This window comes from Paenibacillus sp. 1781tsa1, assembly GCF_024159265.1.
In the GTDB taxonomy this organism is placed as follows: Bacteria; Bacillota; Bacilli; order Paenibacillales; family Paenibacillaceae; genus Paenibacillus.
Map to the genome: position 1 here is coordinate 1,806,841 of NZ_JAMYWY010000001.1, position 17,599 is coordinate 1,824,439.

23 protein-coding genes and 1 pseudogene are annotated in these 17,599 nt (G+C 43.9%); 23 read left to right on the forward strand and 1 reads right to left on the reverse strand.

Features of this window, described 5'->3' with window-relative positions; genetic code table 11:
* Positions 1-52 precede the first annotated feature (52 nt).
* The 4 genes from NKT06_RS08040 (at position 53) to NKT06_RS08055 (ending at position 3,152) form a co-directional block, all read left to right on the forward strand.
* Positions 53-1,183: an ABC transporter permease gene (locus NKT06_RS08040; protein WP_253432337.1), complete on the forward strand. Its 1,131-nt coding sequence runs from the start codon at positions 53-55 to the stop codon at positions 1,181-1,183.
* Positions 1,180-1,857, forward strand: a complete 678-nt coding sequence (locus NKT06_RS08045; RefSeq protein WP_253432341.1) for an ABC transporter ATP-binding protein — start codon at positions 1,180-1,182, stop codon at positions 1,855-1,857. Before NKT06_RS08040 ends, NKT06_RS08045 begins: the two co-directional genes overlap by 4 nt.
* Positions 1,858-1,984: 127 nt before the next feature.
* Positions 1,985-2,563: an NUDIX hydrolase gene (locus NKT06_RS08050; RefSeq protein WP_367399850.1), complete on the forward strand. Its 579-nt coding sequence runs from the start codon at positions 1,985-1,987 to the stop codon at positions 2,561-2,563.
* Between the two features lie 295 nt (positions 2,564-2,858).
* The gene (locus NKT06_RS08055; protein ID WP_253432344.1) at positions 2,859-3,152 is read left to right on the forward strand and encodes an RNA polymerase alpha subunit C-terminal domain-containing protein; all 294 of its coding nucleotides are present in this window, start codon (positions 2,859-2,861) and stop codon (positions 3,150-3,152) included.
* Positions 3,153-3,171: 19 nt separating this feature from the next.
* Here the strand turns inward: NKT06_RS08055 and NKT06_RS08060 are convergent, their stop codons facing one another.
* Positions 3,172-4,116 carry a hypothetical protein gene (locus tag NKT06_RS08060; protein WP_253432347.1) on the reverse strand — a complete coding sequence of 315 codons (945 nt, stop codon included), beginning with the start codon at positions 4,114-4,116 and terminating at the stop codon, positions 3,172-3,174.
* Between the two features lie 374 nt (positions 4,117-4,490).
* Between NKT06_RS08060 and NKT06_RS08065 the strand changes: the two genes are divergently transcribed.
* The 19 genes and pseudogenes from NKT06_RS08065 (at position 4,491) to NKT06_RS08155 (ending at position 17,483) form a co-directional block, all read left to right on the forward strand.
* Entirely contained in the window at positions 4,491-4,997 is a 507-nt protein-coding gene (locus tag NKT06_RS08065; protein WP_253432351.1) for a DUF2569 domain-containing protein, read from the forward strand.
* Positions 4,998-5,134: 137 nt separating this feature from the next.
* Positions 5,135-5,749, forward strand: coding sequence for a histidine phosphatase family protein (locus tag NKT06_RS08070; RefSeq protein ID WP_253432354.1), 615 nt, complete (start codon positions 5,135-5,137; stop codon positions 5,747-5,749).
* A 109-nt stretch (positions 5,750-5,858) separates the two neighbouring features.
* Positions 5,859-6,515 carry a pyridoxine/pyridoxamine 5'-phosphate oxidase gene (locus NKT06_RS08075; protein ID WP_253432358.1) on the forward strand — a complete coding sequence of 219 codons (657 nt, stop codon included), beginning with the start codon at positions 5,859-5,861 and terminating at the stop codon, positions 6,513-6,515.
* A 79-nt stretch (positions 6,516-6,594) separates the two neighbouring features.
* Positions 6,595-6,735 carry a GNAT family N-acetyltransferase gene (locus NKT06_RS08080; RefSeq protein ID WP_253432361.1) on the forward strand — a complete coding sequence of 47 codons (141 nt, stop codon included), beginning with the start codon at positions 6,595-6,597 and terminating at the stop codon, positions 6,733-6,735.
* An 18-nt stretch (positions 6,736-6,753) separates the two neighbouring features.
* Positions 6,754-7,164: pseudogene (locus tag NKT06_RS08085) on the forward strand (GNAT family N-acetyltransferase); the annotation flags it as partial.
* A gap of 200 nt (positions 7,165-7,364) precedes the next feature.
* Positions 7,365-8,321 (forward strand): radical SAM protein, encoded by a 957-nt coding sequence (locus tag NKT06_RS08090; RefSeq protein WP_253432365.1) that lies wholly within the window; start codon positions 7,365-7,367, stop codon positions 8,319-8,321.
* Between the two features lie 431 nt (positions 8,322-8,752).
* The gene (locus NKT06_RS08095) at positions 8,753-9,766 is read left to right on the forward strand and encodes a phosphodiester glycosidase family protein (protein WP_253432367.1); all 1,014 of its coding nucleotides are present in this window, start codon (positions 8,753-8,755) and stop codon (positions 9,764-9,766) included.
* Positions 9,763-10,776 carry a bifunctional glycosyltransferase family 2/GtrA family protein gene (locus NKT06_RS08100; protein WP_253432370.1) on the forward strand — a complete coding sequence of 338 codons (1,014 nt, stop codon included), beginning with the start codon at positions 9,763-9,765 and terminating at the stop codon, positions 10,774-10,776. Before NKT06_RS08095 ends, NKT06_RS08100 begins: the two co-directional genes overlap by 4 nt.
* 136 nt (positions 10,777-10,912) lie before the next feature.
* A complete protein-coding gene (locus NKT06_RS08105) occupies positions 10,913-11,623 on the forward strand; it encodes an AAA family ATPase (RefSeq protein WP_253432372.1) in 711 nt (236 codons plus the stop codon).
* Positions 11,624-11,695: 72 nt separating this feature from the next.
* The gene (locus NKT06_RS08110) at positions 11,696-12,184 is read left to right on the forward strand and encodes a cysteine hydrolase family protein (protein WP_253432374.1); all 489 of its coding nucleotides are present in this window, start codon (positions 11,696-11,698) and stop codon (positions 12,182-12,184) included.
* Positions 12,185-12,442: 258 nt separating this feature from the next.
* Positions 12,443-12,970: a GNAT family N-acetyltransferase gene (locus tag NKT06_RS08115; protein WP_253432376.1), complete on the forward strand. Its 528-nt coding sequence runs from the start codon at positions 12,443-12,445 to the stop codon at positions 12,968-12,970.
* Positions 12,971-12,988: 18 nt separating this feature from the next.
* Positions 12,989-13,456, forward strand: a complete 468-nt coding sequence (locus NKT06_RS08120; protein ID WP_253432379.1) for a hypothetical protein — start codon at positions 12,989-12,991, stop codon at positions 13,454-13,456.
* Positions 13,457-13,497: 41 nt separating this feature from the next.
* Positions 13,498-13,908 carry a hypothetical protein gene (locus tag NKT06_RS08125; protein WP_253432382.1) on the forward strand — a complete coding sequence of 137 codons (411 nt, stop codon included), beginning with the start codon at positions 13,498-13,500 and terminating at the stop codon, positions 13,906-13,908.
* A 147-nt stretch (positions 13,909-14,055) separates the two neighbouring features.
* On the forward strand, positions 14,056-14,427 hold the full coding sequence (locus NKT06_RS08130; RefSeq protein WP_253432385.1) for a hypothetical protein: 372 nt from the start codon (positions 14,056-14,058) through the stop codon (positions 14,425-14,427).
* Between the two features lie 69 nt (positions 14,428-14,496).
* The gene (locus NKT06_RS08135; RefSeq protein ID WP_253432388.1) at positions 14,497-14,961 is read left to right on the forward strand and encodes an NUDIX domain-containing protein; all 465 of its coding nucleotides are present in this window, start codon (positions 14,497-14,499) and stop codon (positions 14,959-14,961) included.
* A 40-nt stretch (positions 14,962-15,001) separates the two neighbouring features.
* Complete coding sequence (locus tag NKT06_RS08140; RefSeq protein ID WP_253432391.1) at positions 15,002-15,655, forward strand: hypothetical protein; 654 nt, start codon at positions 15,002-15,004, stop codon at positions 15,653-15,655.
* 72 nt (positions 15,656-15,727) lie between these two features.
* Complete coding sequence (locus NKT06_RS08145) at positions 15,728-16,252, forward strand: GNAT family N-acetyltransferase (protein WP_253432394.1); 525 nt, start codon at positions 15,728-15,730, stop codon at positions 16,250-16,252.
* A 201-nt stretch (positions 16,253-16,453) separates the two neighbouring features.
* Positions 16,454-16,957: a DUF4188 domain-containing protein gene (locus NKT06_RS08150; RefSeq protein WP_253432397.1), complete on the forward strand. Its 504-nt coding sequence runs from the start codon at positions 16,454-16,456 to the stop codon at positions 16,955-16,957.
* Positions 16,958-16,982: 25 nt separating this feature from the next.
* Entirely contained in the window at positions 16,983-17,483 is a 501-nt protein-coding gene (locus NKT06_RS08155; RefSeq protein WP_253432400.1) for a hypothetical protein, read from the forward strand.
* Positions 17,484-17,599 lie beyond the last annotated feature (116 nt).

The following is a 17,599-nucleotide window of genomic DNA, read 5'->3' on the forward strand; positions in this document are numbered from 1 at the left end:
CCGTTCATTTTCGCCTCTTATACTTGGGTTATCAAGAGGGAGGTCACACAACATGTACTTGGCTATTCGGGAAATGAGGTATGCCAAAGGGCGGTATGCCTTAATTGCTACAATCATGGTACTGGTTTCATTTCTGGTACTGTTTGTTACAGGTCTTGCACAGGGGCTGGCGTATGATAACGCAGCTTCGGTCAAAAATATGGCAGCAACCCACTTTGTGATGGAACAGGATTCGAATCATCGGTTTACCCGGTCACAAGTGGATCAGGATCAGCTTAATCAAGCTCGCTCCGTAGTGGGGCAAGAGAACGCTGAGCCACTCGGTGTGAAAATGACAACCGTCAGTCCAATGGGCGACACGAAAAAGATCGATGTCACGTTGTTCATGGTGAATCCGGAAGGCTGGCTTGCTCCAGCGGTTACCGAAGGAACTCCGATTACGGATCAGACCAACGGGCAGGTTGTGGTGGATCATAAGTTAGCTGAATCCGGTGTGACGATTGGCACCGTTCTGGTCGATCAAGCTTCCGGGATGAAGTGGACCGTTGGCGGATTTGTACAAAATGAGTCTTTCAGTCACTCTCCGGTCGTGTTCCTGAATGAAGAAGAATGGCTTACGCTTCAAGGAGGGACACGGACTACACAAGGTTCGGCCGACACCAATGCTAATGCTCCGATATACAATGCCATTGCGGTAAAGGACGCGGGTGAGCAGGTAGACGAACTAAGTGCTGCAATGCCTAATACGGAAGTCATCACGAAGTCGGATGCCGTATCGGCCATTCCTGGATATAAGGAAGAGCAGGGATCGTTGCTTATGATGATCGCTTTTCTATATGTCATCTCAGCGTTTGTACTTGCTGTATTTTTCTATGTCATCACGATTCAGAAAACAAGTCAGTTCGGCATATTGAAAGCGATCGGAACGCGGAATGGATATCTGGCGGGTAGTGTTTCGTTACAAGTGTTCATTCTATCGGTTGGCAGTTTGGTCATTAGCGTACTGTTGGTTCGACTGTTTGAGTCCATCTTGCCAGCATCAATGCCATTTCAATTAGGCTTATCCACGCTTGCCTTAACCTGCGTATTGTTCATCCTGATGTCTATGGCGGGTTCATTATTTTCAGTGTGGAAGGTTACCAAAATTGATGCGCTTGATGCGATTGGGAGGACAGCAGCATGAGAAACCGATTGGTATTACAGGGAATTACCCAGACCTTTGAAGATGGTAGCAGTAAACGCACGATTCTGAATAAGCTCGACCTTGAGGTGGCCGAAGGGGAACTTGTAGCTGTGATGGGGCCTTCCGGCTCTGGCAAAAGTACATTCCTGTCCATTGCTGGCGCACTTCTTGAACCAACGGAAGGACAGGTTCTGCTGGACGGGTCTTCTATTATGGGCAAAAGTAAACAAGACATATCTGATGTACGGCTTCAACAGCTTGGTTTTATATTTCAAAGTGCCAACCTCATTCCTTATCTGAAAGTAGAAGAACAACTGATGGTGGTCGCGAAGCTCGCCGGAACGGATAAAAACAAGGCGGAGAAACGAGTAGATGAGCTATTGGATACCGTAGGGCTGACCCATCGGCGGAAGGCATATACGGAGAAGCTGTCTGGTGGGGAGCGTCAGCGGGTCGCTATTGCACGGGCCTTGATGAACGATCCGGCTGTCCTGCTCGCGGATGAACCGACAGCCAGTCTGGATGCAGAGCGCGGGCTGGATATCGTAGGCATGATTGCGCGGCTCGTGAAAGAGCAGGGCAAGAGTGCAGTGATGGTTACGCATGATGAGCGGATTTTGCCGCTCTGTAGCCGGGTTCTTTTTTTGGAAAAGGGAAAACTGGTGCAGCATTAGACGATTAGGTGAGTTTGTCAGGAACGGAACGATCTGATGTGGTTAAGGACGAGAAGGTCATGTATTCCCGGTGGGAAGGTGGCCTTCTTTCTTCGTTTTCATCTATAATTGGGAGAGAAGTATATAGGTGAGAGATTTTATTTTACATAGAGAGGAACGGATGCGGATGAGCAGCTTGAATGCAGAACAATTCCCGGCACTGAGTACGTCGATTCATTGGGGCATTGTTGAGGCAGAGTTCAGATTAAACGACATCGTGGATGAAAAGCTGGTGAGCAATATTAGCATCATTCCATTTGTCGGGGATCAATGTGTCGTCTTTCAACTGGATAATGGAGACTGGGAGCTGCCTGGGGGGACGCTTGAAGCAGGTGAGCCGTATATGGCTGGACTGAAGCGTGAACTGATGGAGGAACTTGGGGCTGAAATGCGTTCCTATCAGATCTTTGGCCAATTCCGCTGTACATCCAGTGCGTTGGAACCGTATCGACCGCATATCCCGCATCCCCATTTTGTGCGAATCATCGGATATGGAGACGTTGAACTTGTCGGTGATCCACTGAATCCAGAGGATGGCGAGCAGGTGGTTGCGGTGGAAGTGGTAGAGATCGACGAGGCAATCCGAAGATTCCAGGAACAGAACAGACATGACATTGCGGAGATGTACCAACTGGCTCATATGCTGCGAGAAGAAGCTAAAGGATAAGGCGATGTTGCCTCCGAACTGTATGAGAAATCCGAAGGTATTGTACAGCAATTGGACAGCGTTTTTGCCGAGCACGGAATGTAATCTTTAATTCAGACAAATAGCCCAAATGAGGATGTCCTGTCCAAGGCGAGGAATATGATCAATACAAAATGAAAGGCGATAACATATGAACGATACTCAATATAATTTAAATTTTGAAAAACTGTGTAATGAATTACAGCTCGGTGAATTGATCATGATTTTAGATGTTAAGAATTGGTTGGGAAATTAATGAGTAAGGAGAGATGCCCATATGGTAAACGATAAAGGAACACTCAGGACATGCGAACAAGGACATTCATATTATAAAAAAAGTGATTACCCAACCTGCCCGACGTGCGAAGCTGAACGTAAACCGACAGATGGATTTCTAGCCTTGCTGTCAGCTCCCGCCAGACGTGCCTTGGAGAATGAAGGCATTGCGACACTACTGCAACTTGCAGAGTACACGGAAAAAGAGATCCTGAAACTCCATGGAATCGGACCATCTGCCATACCCAAACTGCGAAGCGCTTTAGAAGAAGAGGGATTAACGTTTAAGAAGTAACCCTCTTCAGAATACTCTGCTAATCCAAACCAGAAGCTGAAATAATCTCCTCCATCGTTACCCGATACAACAAGTTACCTTCACTGAGTAGCAGACGATGTTGGCGAAAATCCTGCCTTGCCTGCTTGAAGGGCTTATCATCTTCATTTAGTAAATCAACTCTCTGCCCCTTGCTGAATCTTTCGGGCTTCTCCATCTTCTTAAGCACAAACGTCCCATGTTTACCATACCCGGCATCGAACAAAAAATGATAACCATCCGTACTGAAGCCGGAGGAACCGGAGATGTTTGGATTCATGAATGTAACGTTGGGTTCACGGGTGCCCCCTGAGATACAACCGAGTTCGAAATCGGTATAGAAGTAGAACCAAACCTGCTTCTCATTCACCACATTGAGTGCGTAACAATCCGCAATGTCAGCTTCATGATTTTCATATAGTTTATTCCCATGCTCATCCCAGGCCAGCAGACCACATGATCCAATCGGATCGCTCCATCCGTAGTTACCAAATACCCCTTCATCGAAGTAACTAGTCCAGATCGTTCCCTTTTCGGTGACCTGTACACTCTGAATACCGTCTCCCAACAAAAACTCGCGAATGGTATTTCCGTCTAAATCACACACTTTGGCGTTCAGATCAACCTGTTCATTCCCATAATTCGCACACCGTGCTCCGACCAGCAGCAGATGATCATGTAAGGGTTGTACGTAATGATAATTGAATGTCTGCCCCCAGATGACAATTTCCTCGATAGTTTGATCAGTCACAATAAGAACTTTGTACGTATAGCTTTGATTAAATTTACTTTGGACGAACATACCTCGTTTTCTTTCGGGAATCTGATTCATCAACAGCACATAGACAAGGCCATCCCCGCCCCACTGGGTGGAAACGATATCGAAGCCTTCGACATAATTTGAAATATCGGCAAAAGGCAAAAGGTTTACTTTGGGATTGGACATATCCATATCCTCCTTTGTAGTCAAATGCTGAGTCACCATCTGCATCTGTATAAGAGGATTATGACGTGCACGTACTAAACTGAACATGGCGGAAGTATAGCGAAGGTCTTCTTTGGCTTTCACGGTGTATAAGTACGGTGTTTTTGAAATAGAGGGTTTGTCCTTGACACACGTAGTACAATAAGGAAGTTGTGTAAAATTCTATATAAGAGGAGGATGGAGAGGTAGCTATAAGAAGGGTGTGAGAATACATACAACGCACGTGTAGTAAGGGGAAAGCAGTACCCGTAGATTTGATTTGCATGAGTACGATTACGTGGAAGACTCATCTCTGAAAAACTAAAAAACTAAAATGGTTAAGGAAGTGTTAGCAAGTGGAACCACATATTCCAGAGCAAAAAACAGATTACCGTCCACTAGGCGTATCGGGCTTGGGTGGTTGGCTGATTCTCGTCCAGATCGGATTATTTCTTACAGTGATTTTCCTTGCACTCCAATTGGTTCTGTATTGTTTGCCCACACTTACAACAGAGACTTGGGAGTTGCTAACTTCGAAGCAATCTGAATATTATCACCCGCTATGGGGACCGGTCGTTATTTTTGAAACGGTATATAACGTGCTCTTTTTAGTGTTTGGCATTTATACGATCATTGCTTTTTATAGTAAAAAATCAATCTTTCCTCGTCTTATGATCATGTTTTATAGCGTCAGTCTGGCCGTGAGTATCATTGATTATCTGTTGCTGCTCCAGATTCCAATGGCAAGAGAACTTGAGGATGGAAGCTCGTTAAGAGATATAGGTAAATCGATACTCACTTGTGCCATCTGGATTCCTTACTTTATCAAGTCGGAACGAGTTCATAACACTTTTGTAAGATAAATGGATCGCAGGAAATGCCCGATCTTGGATAGAAGCTATCTGAGATCGTTTTTTTGTTTCCATTGAGAGCAGCTGTAAAAGTATCGATATATGTTAAGGAATCTGTTGCAGTGGAATCTGAAAAGGAGGAGAAATCCTTGAAAATTTATCTGGTAAGGCATGGGATGGATGAGGAAGGCTATCGAGGCGGATGGAGTGAGCGTGGACTCACGGAACAGGGGATCAATCAATCGAAGAGGCTGGGAGAGTATTTGCATCTTCATGCTGAAGAGTATGACATACATAGCATCATGAGCAGTGATCTTGCTCGTGCTGCACAGACAACACGGGAATTGGAGAAGAAATTAAACATGCAGGCGATCTTCATGGAAGAATGGAGGGAGATGAATAACGGAGAGTTGGCAGGTATGCTTCATAAGGATGCAGAAGTTCATTACCCAGGAGTGTATTTCAACACCCTTGAGATGGATTCTCCTTTTCCGGGAGGAGAAAGTCCAAGAGATTTTTATAGCCGGATAAGCACTGCTTTCGAGAGTCTTTTCAGAAGCTTAGAGGAGAATACACTCAAGTCCAATGTTCTGTTAATTACTCACGGCGGAGTGATTAACATCCTGTATTATCTGCTTGAGAAGAAGGAATGGAGCAATAAGTCCAAATTCTATCCCATGGACAACGCCAGTGTACATACCGTTGAAAAGGGAAGGTATGGTTGGAGAATTAGCAGTGCAAATGTGTTAAGTCATCTAGAGTAGTTATTTATTAGATCCAGAGCTGATAAGTCGACTTAATCAGGAAAGGATGAACAAACTCATAGATACCAATGTAATACATTGGTATAAAATAGAAGGCGGAGGCGATGACATGAGTAATCAACCCATTGAACTGCTACAACATTTGAAGTCTTTATCTGGACCATTTCCAACGTGGGATATGGGGCAGTTGCTGGAACGGCCAGGGAAGCTATTTTTGGAGTGGTTGAGATTGGCGGTTGAGAACGAAGTGAAAGAACCTCATGCCATGACGATCTCCACCGTGGATCACGATGGTTATCCTGATGCGAGGGTGTTGATTTTGAAAAACGTAATCGACGAAACGTTCTATTTTGCCTCCAGTTCGGAGAGCCGAAAAGGGCAGCAGTTGAAGGAGAACCCTCATGTGGCGCTCACCTTCTACTGGCCATCACTTGGAAGACAGATTCGGATAAAGGGAGTTGCTGAGGATCAGGGAGATCAAGCGGGCGCTGATGATTTCCGCAAACGTTCAGCTGGAGCGCGAGCAGTTGCCATGACAGGGCATCAGAGTGAGGTTTTGGATAGTGAGGAAGTGCTGGATAGTGCCATTGAAGCTCAGAAAGAACGCATCCAACGTGATCCCGATGTCGTTACACCTCAATGGCGTTTATATGCCGTGAATGCACAAGAGGTGGAGTTCTGGCAGGGAGATTCAGAGCGAAAGCATGTGCGAGTCCGATATGTGATGCAGGATGGGCAGTGGAAGACACGCAGATTGTGGCCTTGATTTTATAACAGATGAGTATGCAGCGCGGATTGAACGGTTATGTATTTCTTTTCTTAACAATCTCAGGGAGGGCAAATCTATGAAAACGATTGAATGTTTCTTCGAACCATTTCCTGTGTTGGAAACCGAACGGACGTTACTCCGGCCTCTTACCTATGATGATCTGGACGATATGTATAGTTATTGTGTTGTACCTGCTGTCTCGGAGTTCACCACCTGAGAAGCGCATCAGAGCAAAGAAGATACCAAAGCTTTTTTGGATTTTGTCATGAGCCGGTATGATGTGAATTTAATAGGCCCATGGGGCATTGAAGATAAACAAACCAAGAAGCTGATAGGTAGTTGTAATTATCTAGGGTGTGATAGCGATAACAGGAGAGTTGAGCTGGGATATGTGTTATCTGATCAATATTGGAATCAAGGCTACATGACCGAAGTGGTGAAACGAATCATCCAATTTGGATTTGACGAAGTGGGATTAGAACGAATTCAGGCCCAATGTTTAGTGAAGAACACGGGCTCCGCGAAAGTCGTGGAAAAGGCCGGCATGCAATTTGAAGGTGTTTTAAGGAAGTACATGAGGGTGAAAAATGAACATCAGGATCTGAAGATGTATGCCATTGTAAAAGAAGATTTCTATACTCAATAGTGACATACAATAAAGATTCTATATTGTTTAATCCAATAATCATATGACAAGTGTTGGCCCGTTCCTGATCGTTAAGGAAATGGGGTTTATTTTTTTAAAACCAACGTACATAATGTCATATCGTCACATAGGTGCCATCCGCTATAATCTTCAAGTTATCCAAATGTGGATTAAGTGAAGTAACCAGGAGGTACAACGAATTGATAGCCAAAAACAAATATAAATCACTCGAACTGGAGACCCCGGGCTTATATGAGCTGGAAGGGCTTGAGGTGGGAGTGACATCGAACTGCAATTATAAATGCGACTACTGCTGCGCCTACAATCGGGACGATGGAGCGTGCATCGATAGTCAGGAAGTCATCCGTATTATTAGTGAGCTTCCTCGTCTTAAGCGAGTGCGATTGTCCGGGGGAGAAGTTACCCTGAAATACCAGGATTGCCTGGAGATCGTGACGTATTGTGCGGCACATGGCATCGATACACAATTGAACAGTAATGCCAGTCTGCTGACAGAAGAACGGATTCTTGCATTGCGTGATGCAGGCTTGTCCAACATTCATATCTCGTTTAATTATACAGATGCGGAGTCGTATGCTGCGTACTACCGTGTGCACCCTCGCATGTATGAGAGACTGGAGCAGAATATCCGATTGTGTACGGAAGCCGGTCTGGAGACGGTGCTGGAAACGTTACTGTTTGAAGGGAACCAAGCGAACATGCAGGACATTAGCGATAAGGTGTATGATCTGGGTGTGCGCATCCATGAGATCCAGAACAGCATTAAAATGCCGCATACCGACTGGAGCCAGATTGTATCCAAAGAGTCCCTCATTCGATCTGTAACGGAGCTGATTGAAAATAGAAAGCCAGATACAACGCTCTATTTCACCTGTATGGACCGGTTCGCTGAACAGTTGAATTTGCGGGAGCAACCTGGCGTGTATTTCTCTAATTGCGTGGATGGCACGAAACAGCTGCACTTGCATGGCAACGGGGATATTCTCATCTGTGAGTTATGCCATCCTGTCGTGATTGGCAACATCTATAACGGAACGTCGTTGAAGGATATCTATGCCCAGCAGCCACCGGCGTTAATAGAATTCCTGGAGAAGCTGCCTTGTCCTGCGTACGATGCCCTTTTTGCAGAGGCATAACAGGAAGCTCTGACGAAGATGTTTTGATCTGTAAGCTGAACGAAACATGTACACGATAACAGCGACATTTAAGGTTATATAGATTAAAAATAAAGGTGATCTGATTTCCTCAGTGGGAAAACGGATGGCCTTTTTTTATTGAACTATACGTTCACACAATAACGGAGAGGACAGAAAAAACCTGAAAAAGCGAAGCTAAAAGCTTTCTGCAAGAAAGCTACTTCGGAAGCATACGCTTCGCCTTTATCCCCGGATTTTCCCCTTTAGAAAAGGGAATCAGAAAAATCTGGGGGTAACAGCGATTGGAAGGTTGTTCTGTCATCGTAGTGTTTAGTGTGAATATTCTTTAGTTCAATTATTTGGTTTCAGATTCATTTAAGCTACCCGGCCTAATATGGCCTTAAGAACTTAGATGAAGAGGTGAGCTTCACATGATGAAGATATATCAGAAACCAACCCGGAAAGACCCACATAAAAGACCGTTCTCCCCAAGAAAGCGAAGATGGCTCATCATCACACTTGTCATGGTGCTCGCAGTAGGTGGAATCCTGTACAGCCTAGCTGACCGTTACCTGATCCGGCATGTGCAGGTAGTTGTAGCGGATGAGAGCACGGTCACAGCAGCAACGGGCAACACGAATGACTCCACCAGCTCTTCAACCACCGCAACTAAAGTGAATGCAACGTCAGATGATTGGAATTATTCAAGTGATGATATGAAGGTCAATATTGAAAAGGTACAGACAGGTTCTGGCTCGGATCAGATTACGTATTATGTCGCTGATGTTCAGCTAACGGATGCAAGCAGCCTGCGATCCGCGCTGGCAGATAATAGTTTTGGAACGAACATTACCGAGAATACGTCAGAGATTGCCGCAGCCAATAATGCGATCTTTGCCATTAATGGTGATTATTATGGATTCCGTGATGATGGTGTCATTATCCGAAATGGAACATTGTATCGGGACAGCCCGACACGGGATGCACTTGCCCTCTTCAACAATGGGACCATGAAAACATATAACGAGAACGAGATTTCCTCCTCGGAACTGATGGCAGAAGGTGTCACCAATACGTTATCCTTTGGGCCCATTCTGATTCAGGATGGAGAGATTGTCAGTGATTTTAGCAGTGTGAAAATTGACAACAACTTCGGTAATCGCTCCATCCAGGATGCGAATCCAAGAACTGCGATCGGCATGATTGCTCCGAATCATTACGTCTTCGTGGTGGTGGACGGACGGCAGGACGACAGCCGTGGCATGACCTTGGCAGAACTGGCCGATGTCATGAAAGGCCTCGGAGCAACCGAAGCCTACAATCTGGACGGCGGCGGTTCATCCACGATGTATTTTATGGGCCGAGTCGTCAATAATCCACTGGGGCGCAACCAGGAACGTGGTGTAAGTGACATTTTATATCTGACGGAGGGACAAGGATCATGACGATATTAATTCCATCATATGAACCCGATGTGCGTTTGCTAAATCTTGTTCTGCAGTTACAGACATTTAAGCTTGGACCTATTGTGATTGTGGATGATGGTAGTGGACCCGGTTACCGTGGCATTTTTGAAACAGCAGAAGCCTATGGCTGTACGGTCCTGACACATCCCGTCAATCTGGGTAAGGGCAGGGCGTTGAAGACAGGCTTCCAATACATTAAGGAGTACGGCCCTCAGGGCGGTATCGTGTGCGCAGATAGTGACGGGCAGCATCTGCCGCATGATATTAAGCGTATCTTCGAAGTTCTGCTCGCACAAACGACACCAGGAATTGTACTCGGCAGCCGTCGCTTCAGTGGTAAAATTCCAGCACGCAGCCGTTTTGGCAACACCATCACACGGGCGGTCTTTTCCCTCACAACAGGTACCAAAGTATATGACACGCAGACGGGTCTACGCGGTTTTCCTTACTCCATGCTGGACTGGCTGAATCAGATTCCCGGGGATCGGTTTGAATACGAGATGAACATGCTGTTAACAGCACACAAGGAAGGGTATGAGATTACGGAGGAGTTTATTGATACGGTGTATCTGGATCACAATGAGTCCTCCCATTTCCGCCCGCTGGTTGATTCATTCCGGATCTATATGCCAATCCTGATGTTCAGCACATCTTCGGTGCTGTCTGCTCTGATTGATTTTGGACTACTATTCGTCATTCAGTATTTCACACACAATCTGTTTATGTCGGTCCTCGCAGCAAGACTATGCAGCTCCATCTTCAACTATACGATTAATCGGAAGTACGTATTTTCCGCTGGGCGAACCTCGAAGGTGCGACAGTCTTTGCCCAAATATTTCTCGCTTGTCCTACTGGTGCTGTTATTAAACTACGGTTTACTGTATTTTTACAATGAAAAACTGATTATTCCGCTGCTCGCTGCCAAACTGTTGACCGAGGTGTCCATCTTCCTATTCAGCTATTGGGCGCAGCGCAGATTTGTCTATTAACCTTGAAGAGAGAGTAAGCCTATGGCTTGCTCTTTTTTGGTTGAAACGGTTTCATATGTACCCCGTTATAGGGTACGATGGAAAGGGAATGAATTTGAGCGTTAGATTGAAATAGAACACATAGGGGAGGACGATTATGTATCTTCGAAGTGTAGAACTCATGTCAGCCAAAATTGAGAATCGGAACCAATATCCTTTTGACATCCCCGCGATACGATCCTTGGAACGATTGGAGCTCACGAATAACATTACTTTTTTTGTAGGTGAAAATGGTTCAGGGAAATCGACGCTGCTTGAAGGCATTGCTCATCAATGTGGATTCAATACCGCAGGGGGCGGCAGGAATAATGCCTATGAGACACATGCTTCCGAATCCTCGCTCGGGAATTATCTAAGACTTGCATGGTTGCCCAAAATAACGAATGGTTTCTTCATGCGCTCTGAATCATTCTATCAGTTTGCATCACATGTGGATGAGATGCCAGAGTCGCTTCCGTATTATGGTGGGCGTTCATTACATGAACAATCGCACGGGGAATCTTTTCTCAGTCTGTTCGTCAATCGGTTCAGTTCCAAAGGCATCTATCTGCTCGACGAGCCCGAAGCCGCTTTGTCTCCAGCAAGGCAGCTCTCCTTGTTGCGCATCCTCCACGATCTGTCAGGCACTTCGCAATTCATAATTGCGACGCACTCCCCCATTTTGCTGGGGTATCCGGGGGCAGAGATTTTAAGCTTTGACGATAGCCATATTCAAGAGGTAACCTATGAGGAGACCGATCACTATCAGATTACCCGCAGCTTTCTGGAGAACCGCGACCGGATGCTGAATGAATTATTTAAGGATTAAGTTAAGTTATCCGTGTAAACAAGGGAAGATACTAAATCATGCGCGTAAAATTGATTTTTGAGGAGAGATTGGATGAAGGTAGGTTTGCTGATTGTTGATATGCAAGAGAGTATTGTGCGGAAAAAGATGGACCAGAATTCGATAGACCATGCTTGCGAGTACATTAATCATGTTGCAGGAGTGCTGCGCTCGAACGACCATGTGGTCGTTCACGTTCAGGATGTGGAAGGTATGGAAGAGGCGGCGCCAGATGAGTATCGCATTATTCCCGAGGTGGATGTGAATGAGAAGGATCTCACGGTTACGAAGGAAGCTTCCAATGCCTTCTGGCAGACCGATCTGGAGCAGGTGTTAAAGAGTCATGGCATTAAACTAGTGATCATCGCCGGCTTTGCCGCAGAGGAATGTGTACTATTCACCTACAACGGAGCGATGGAGCGAGGTTTTCGGCCGGTAATGTTGCAAAATGGAATTCTTAGCATACATCACGAATCAGTGACTTCTACGTACAGAGACCGCAATGTGATCTCATACCCTGTGGTTGATTATTTAATCCATTAAGTGTTGGCCACATGCCAGTGGATACTTGGCGGAAAATAAAGATAAGATCAATAAATGGACTCTGTAGGAGTCTTTTTTTTGTACATATGTGCATGTCGACCGTGAAAGTAAGGTTACTCTATGGTTTAAACCAAACTTTGCCTATATCTGCTAGGGTTGAAACGATATATTGAGAACTGGGCCTAGCAAGCTCGTTGTGGATATCGGGAAAGTCCTGTATGGATCACTAACCAACTCATTAACTAAGGGAGATGTGGAATGAAGATGAATGTACAAATTATGAGTATTTTGGCAGAACAAAAGGAATTGTTTCTCAACCTGTTCAACTTGTACTTATATGATCTGTCTGAATTTTCTGGTGAGGATCTGCTAGAAGAGGGGAAATATGATCCAACGAACACCTATCTATATCTGGAGCGCGATGAATTACATCCGTTTTTGATTCAGTATGAAGGGAAGGTTATTGGATTCGTACTGGTGTGCTCACCTCCATATGTGTCGGAAGAAGTGGATTATACCGTGCAAGAGCTGTTCTTGGTCAAAAAATATCGCGGGCAGGGGCTGGCAGCACAAGCGGTTGACTTGGTTTTTGCTCAATTTGAGGGTAGATTCAAAGTAGAACAACTCGCTAACAATGCAGCCGCAGTTTCCTTCTGGAAAAAGTATTATGAACAACATCAGATTGAATATACCGAGTCTGCATATCACATTGAGATTGACAACATACCGGGCAGCCACCGGATTTTGTCTCAGACTTTTGTAATGGATGACGATATAGACATATGAAGGGGGCAAGTATGTTTAATGTCTAAAGAGCAATATTTCAAGAACCTCGAAGAAATTATTCATGATGTGATCTATATAAGTTCTTCTAAATCTGAACTTCAGAAAGAAATACAAACGAATATGTGGTGTATTTCAATTTCAGAAGAAATGTCTAATGAGGTGAGGGTGAGTGATTTTCATGGTTTTATAATGGACGTCATAGCCAACCGCCAGAATCAGATTAATCGTTCGACTATGCAGAGCGGAATGATATTTTATCTATGGTATGATTTTATGGCGAGTCAACTAAGATTTAATCTAATCTCAGATAGCAATAAGGAGCTACCTTTCAGATGCAAGATTCAGAATGTGAGTGAGCCTGATGAAGTTATAGAACTTTTTTTGAAGTCAAATGTTTATGGCGAGATAACTCAAAATACTAATGAAAAAAATGGAGGTGATGAATACGTATTAAAGGTATACACACGATATTTGGATAAACAGTAACCTGTTTATCATAGAAATATTTAAATTAGAAGGTGATTAGCTTGTTTATTATCATAGCAACCAAGGGGAATTGGAAGTGGGTTTCAGGTATATTTCAGGCAGAAGATGTAGCTAGACAGTACATGGATCTTATACCTGATGAGCTTAAGGGATACCAGGAATTTGTTGAGGTAGAGAACATCACATATCCTTTTTATATTATAGAGCGTCAGGAACCTCCATTTAGGTTTCTCGGTAAAGATGAAGTGATTTCACTTTTTGATCATACAGATGTGTCAGATGACGAAGATGAGGTACATTTCAATATCTACACGATTGATTCCGATTATAGACCAAAGAAACCTGGAACAGATTATATGGGAATACTGAGGCATGATCATGTGACCAATGAATGGATAGAGATGTATCGTAAGGAAGGGGCAGAGTTTCTGAGTAAACGAAAGGTTTTTTGAATGTAATTTATTTTTTTTAGGTCCGGTTTGCTTCTCCTGCGTTGGGAGGTGGATAGGATCTTTTTCAATTTCCATTTACCAATACATGGGTTATGATGAAGAAAGAGGAGCCTGTGGGAGTGGCCGTGTAAGGGGGAAGTGTTAGGTATGTCAAAACATCATTTTGTGATTGAAAACAAATCGCGAGTAAACGGGAATATTCATACCTCCTACTCATGGGATTCTCATGGCAACATACATAAAAGTGGGCTGAACAACTGTGGAATAACCGTTATTGAAGAGCAGGATGCATTGTTGAAGTTTCATCAATTGATTCAAGCCTGGATAGATCTATTTAGTCATGCGACAGATCCGATTGTTCTAACAGGGAGTTACGGTTTTGATGGAGAAGAACAGAAGGGCTGCTACGAGAAACTCTTGTACAACAAAGTTGAATTAATCAACGAATTACATAAGCTTGCGAACATGGCAAAGTATGCTGAGGTAAATGGGAAGTGTATTGTGCATTTTGGAATTTAAATCAATAGGAACGTTTCCTGATTAAAATTGTGATCTTGAGAAGCAACCTAATAGAAAGGAGCAAGAGTAATGACTAGTCGTATTGTTGTTACGGGTGGAGCTATTATTCGAGATCATATGGGGAGGGTTCTGCTGCAAAAGAGATCAGATTATGGAGATTGGGGATTACCCGGTGGTGGTATGGAGCCAGGTGAACGAATCGAAGAAACCATGATTAGAGAAGTGAAAGAGGAAACAGGGCTCGAGGTGAGTTCTTATGAATTGGCCTCCATCTACACGGGCGAGAGGATGCACTATACGTATCCGGATGGAAATGAAGTAGTATTTGTAATGTTTTTATTTGACGTTATTGCGGAGTTGGAAGGAAAACTCTGTGATGATCAAGTAACTCTTTTATTTGAAGATGAACAAAAGGAGTCATTACAGCTTATTTTTAAAAGTGTGGAAGAGATTGATATTGCCACAATTAACAATGTGCAGAAGCCTATATTTGTAGACTTGAAGCAAGGAGAGTCTAAATTGCTACGCGAGTGATAGCCTTAAGAGTAGTTTAGATACAGAAAGGAGTATGTAAATGCCCTGGCCTATGGTCCATTTTGCAATTGCATCGGAATTGATATCCAAGCCATCCTCTGAACTGTTGTTGGGAAGCCTAGCTCCTGATTCCATCCATGTAAGAACTAATCTTCGTACCGAAAAGGCAAAAACCCACCTCATGCCAGAGGCAGGAAGGTTTGCAACAGACGAAGAACTTAAAGAGTTTTTTGAGTCCAACAAGAAGTTAGCTTATAGAGATCCCAAATTCATGCAATATCTGTGCGGTTACATCGCCCATATCTATACGGACCGCGTGTGGACATTCGATATATATCCTGCCTATGAAGTTCACCCCAATGGAAGAAGCATGTATACACAGGATGTCACGAAGCTTGAATTTCTGATTTTACGGAATTGGAACAGGGCCAACGATTGGTTAAGTGAGCTGAACGTGGGAAAAGCATATGATTTAGGTGGATTGCTGGAAGCTGAGGTGTATCAGTATAGGGGAAAGAAACTGGGGTTTTTAGCTAACCCTGACAACGAACCTTCGGGTGAATTAAATATTATATCCATGGAAGCTATGGAAGAATTCATACATACAACAGGATTAGCGCTAAAACAATTGTATACGAAATGGGATGTTTATAAGGATTTACGCAGCATCACTGACGCTTTTAGGTCTGGCTGAAGATGATACAAAAGAGGGTCCGAAGACCCTCTGAATCTGGTTGAAAATAAAAATAGTGAGGTGAGTGACAAGATGGAACAAAGGAATGCGCCAGAGATAAGAATTGAACAATGGGACGAAGGAGATCTAGGTTTGCTTCGCCAATTAAATTCGCCTGAGATGACAGTACACTTCGGAGGACCAGAGACTGAGGAGAAAATCTTAGCACGCCATAAGCGCTATTATGAAATTGCACAAAATGGAACTGGGAAAATGTTCAAGATTCTCTTGCTTCCGCATCTTGAAGTCGTGGGTAGTGTAGGGTATTGGGATCAGATCTGGAAAGAAGAATCTATTTACGAGATAGGTTGGAGTGTTTTATCTGAATATCAAGGTAGAGGAATAGCGACAGAAGCAACAGCGAAGGCCATAGCTTCTATTCGTTCTGAAAAGAAGAAACATAAATTTATTCACGCTTTTCCTAAAACCAAGAATCCTGCTTCGAATGCCATTTGTCGTAAGCTGGGCTTTTCGTATATTGGTGAGTGTGATTTTGAATACCCTGTGGGGACGACCATACAATGTAACGACTGGAGATTGGCAGTGGGGGGAAATTGAAGTCTAAGGACAATAGAGGCGTTCGAAAGATAGGCATCCATGGTCGGCAATTAATTTTGCATAATAGAATCACATAAAGGAGGATGAAGATCGAGGGTCATATAATTAAAGAGGGTGTGACGACAAGCCAAGCTTTTAATATTGCTAGTAAGATCAAGTTTATTGAACGCAGGTACATGTTGGACGAGAAGGAGAAGTGACGTGCCGAACATATATAAGGGAAGATATTCAGCTCAAATTGAGGGAGAATTTGTGGTTTTTATCATTGGAATGAGGATCAATCGTCTGTGGGCTATACATAAATGGCTGCCTGTTCTACAGTCCATGGGCCCGATGATTAAAGAACTCTATATGAATCCGGAGACCGGATTTCTGAGTACAGAGTATTTTATAAGCTGGCGTGGGGTGACGCTACTCCAATACTGGCGCTCTTACGATGAATTGGAGAAATACGCACGGGGCGGAATACACTTGGAAGCTTGGAAAAGATTCAACCGCTCCATTGGTTCAGATGGAACTGTAGGGATTTATCATGAAACATATAAGGCTCAGTCAGGTTCTTTCGAGACCATATACGCTAACATGCCCAAATTCGGATTAGCTAAAGCATTTGAACATGTGCCTTCGACAGGCAAGATGGAGACATCCAGACGCAGAATGGGCGGAGAGAATGACCCGGCCGTGGATACACCAGAGAATCCTTAAATTAGTGAATAGAGAGGAGCATGTTATGAAGGCTAGAATTCGACCAGAAGATATATATTCAAAGCAATTAAGTTGGTTATGTATTGAACCGATGCTTGTTGCCGTACGGGGCAGAGATATGGCCGCCAAAACAGAGATATACCGACAGTTACATGAGGGGCAACAAGCTTTATTTATGTTCTATTCTTATCATAATCACACGAAGAGTCTGGCGGAATTTTATTGGTTTTCGGCGTATAACATCATTGAGATTAAGAGTTGGAATGGAATTAAAAAAGGGATGCACTTTTTCCGTTTAGATGAGATGGTAACTGTACTGGATCAGATCGAATACCTGATTACGGACCACAATAGAGTGGATGAAACGTGGCGTGAGGTGCTGCCAACGGATCTGGAGAAGGACCCGACCCTACTTCAGAGAACAGAAGCATTATATGCTACTTATCAAGCCGTGGCACAAGAAGCTATTACACACATGAACGAGATGATCCTGCAAAATCAGGAGATGTATCTGGAGATTGATTAACGTTAACCTAGCACCATTATATGAAAAGAATAACTCATGCCTTGAATGCTCCGTCATCGCTTTTTATTTTTATGCTAGAATAGATAGCAGGAAAAAAGCGGAAGAGTTAAATAACA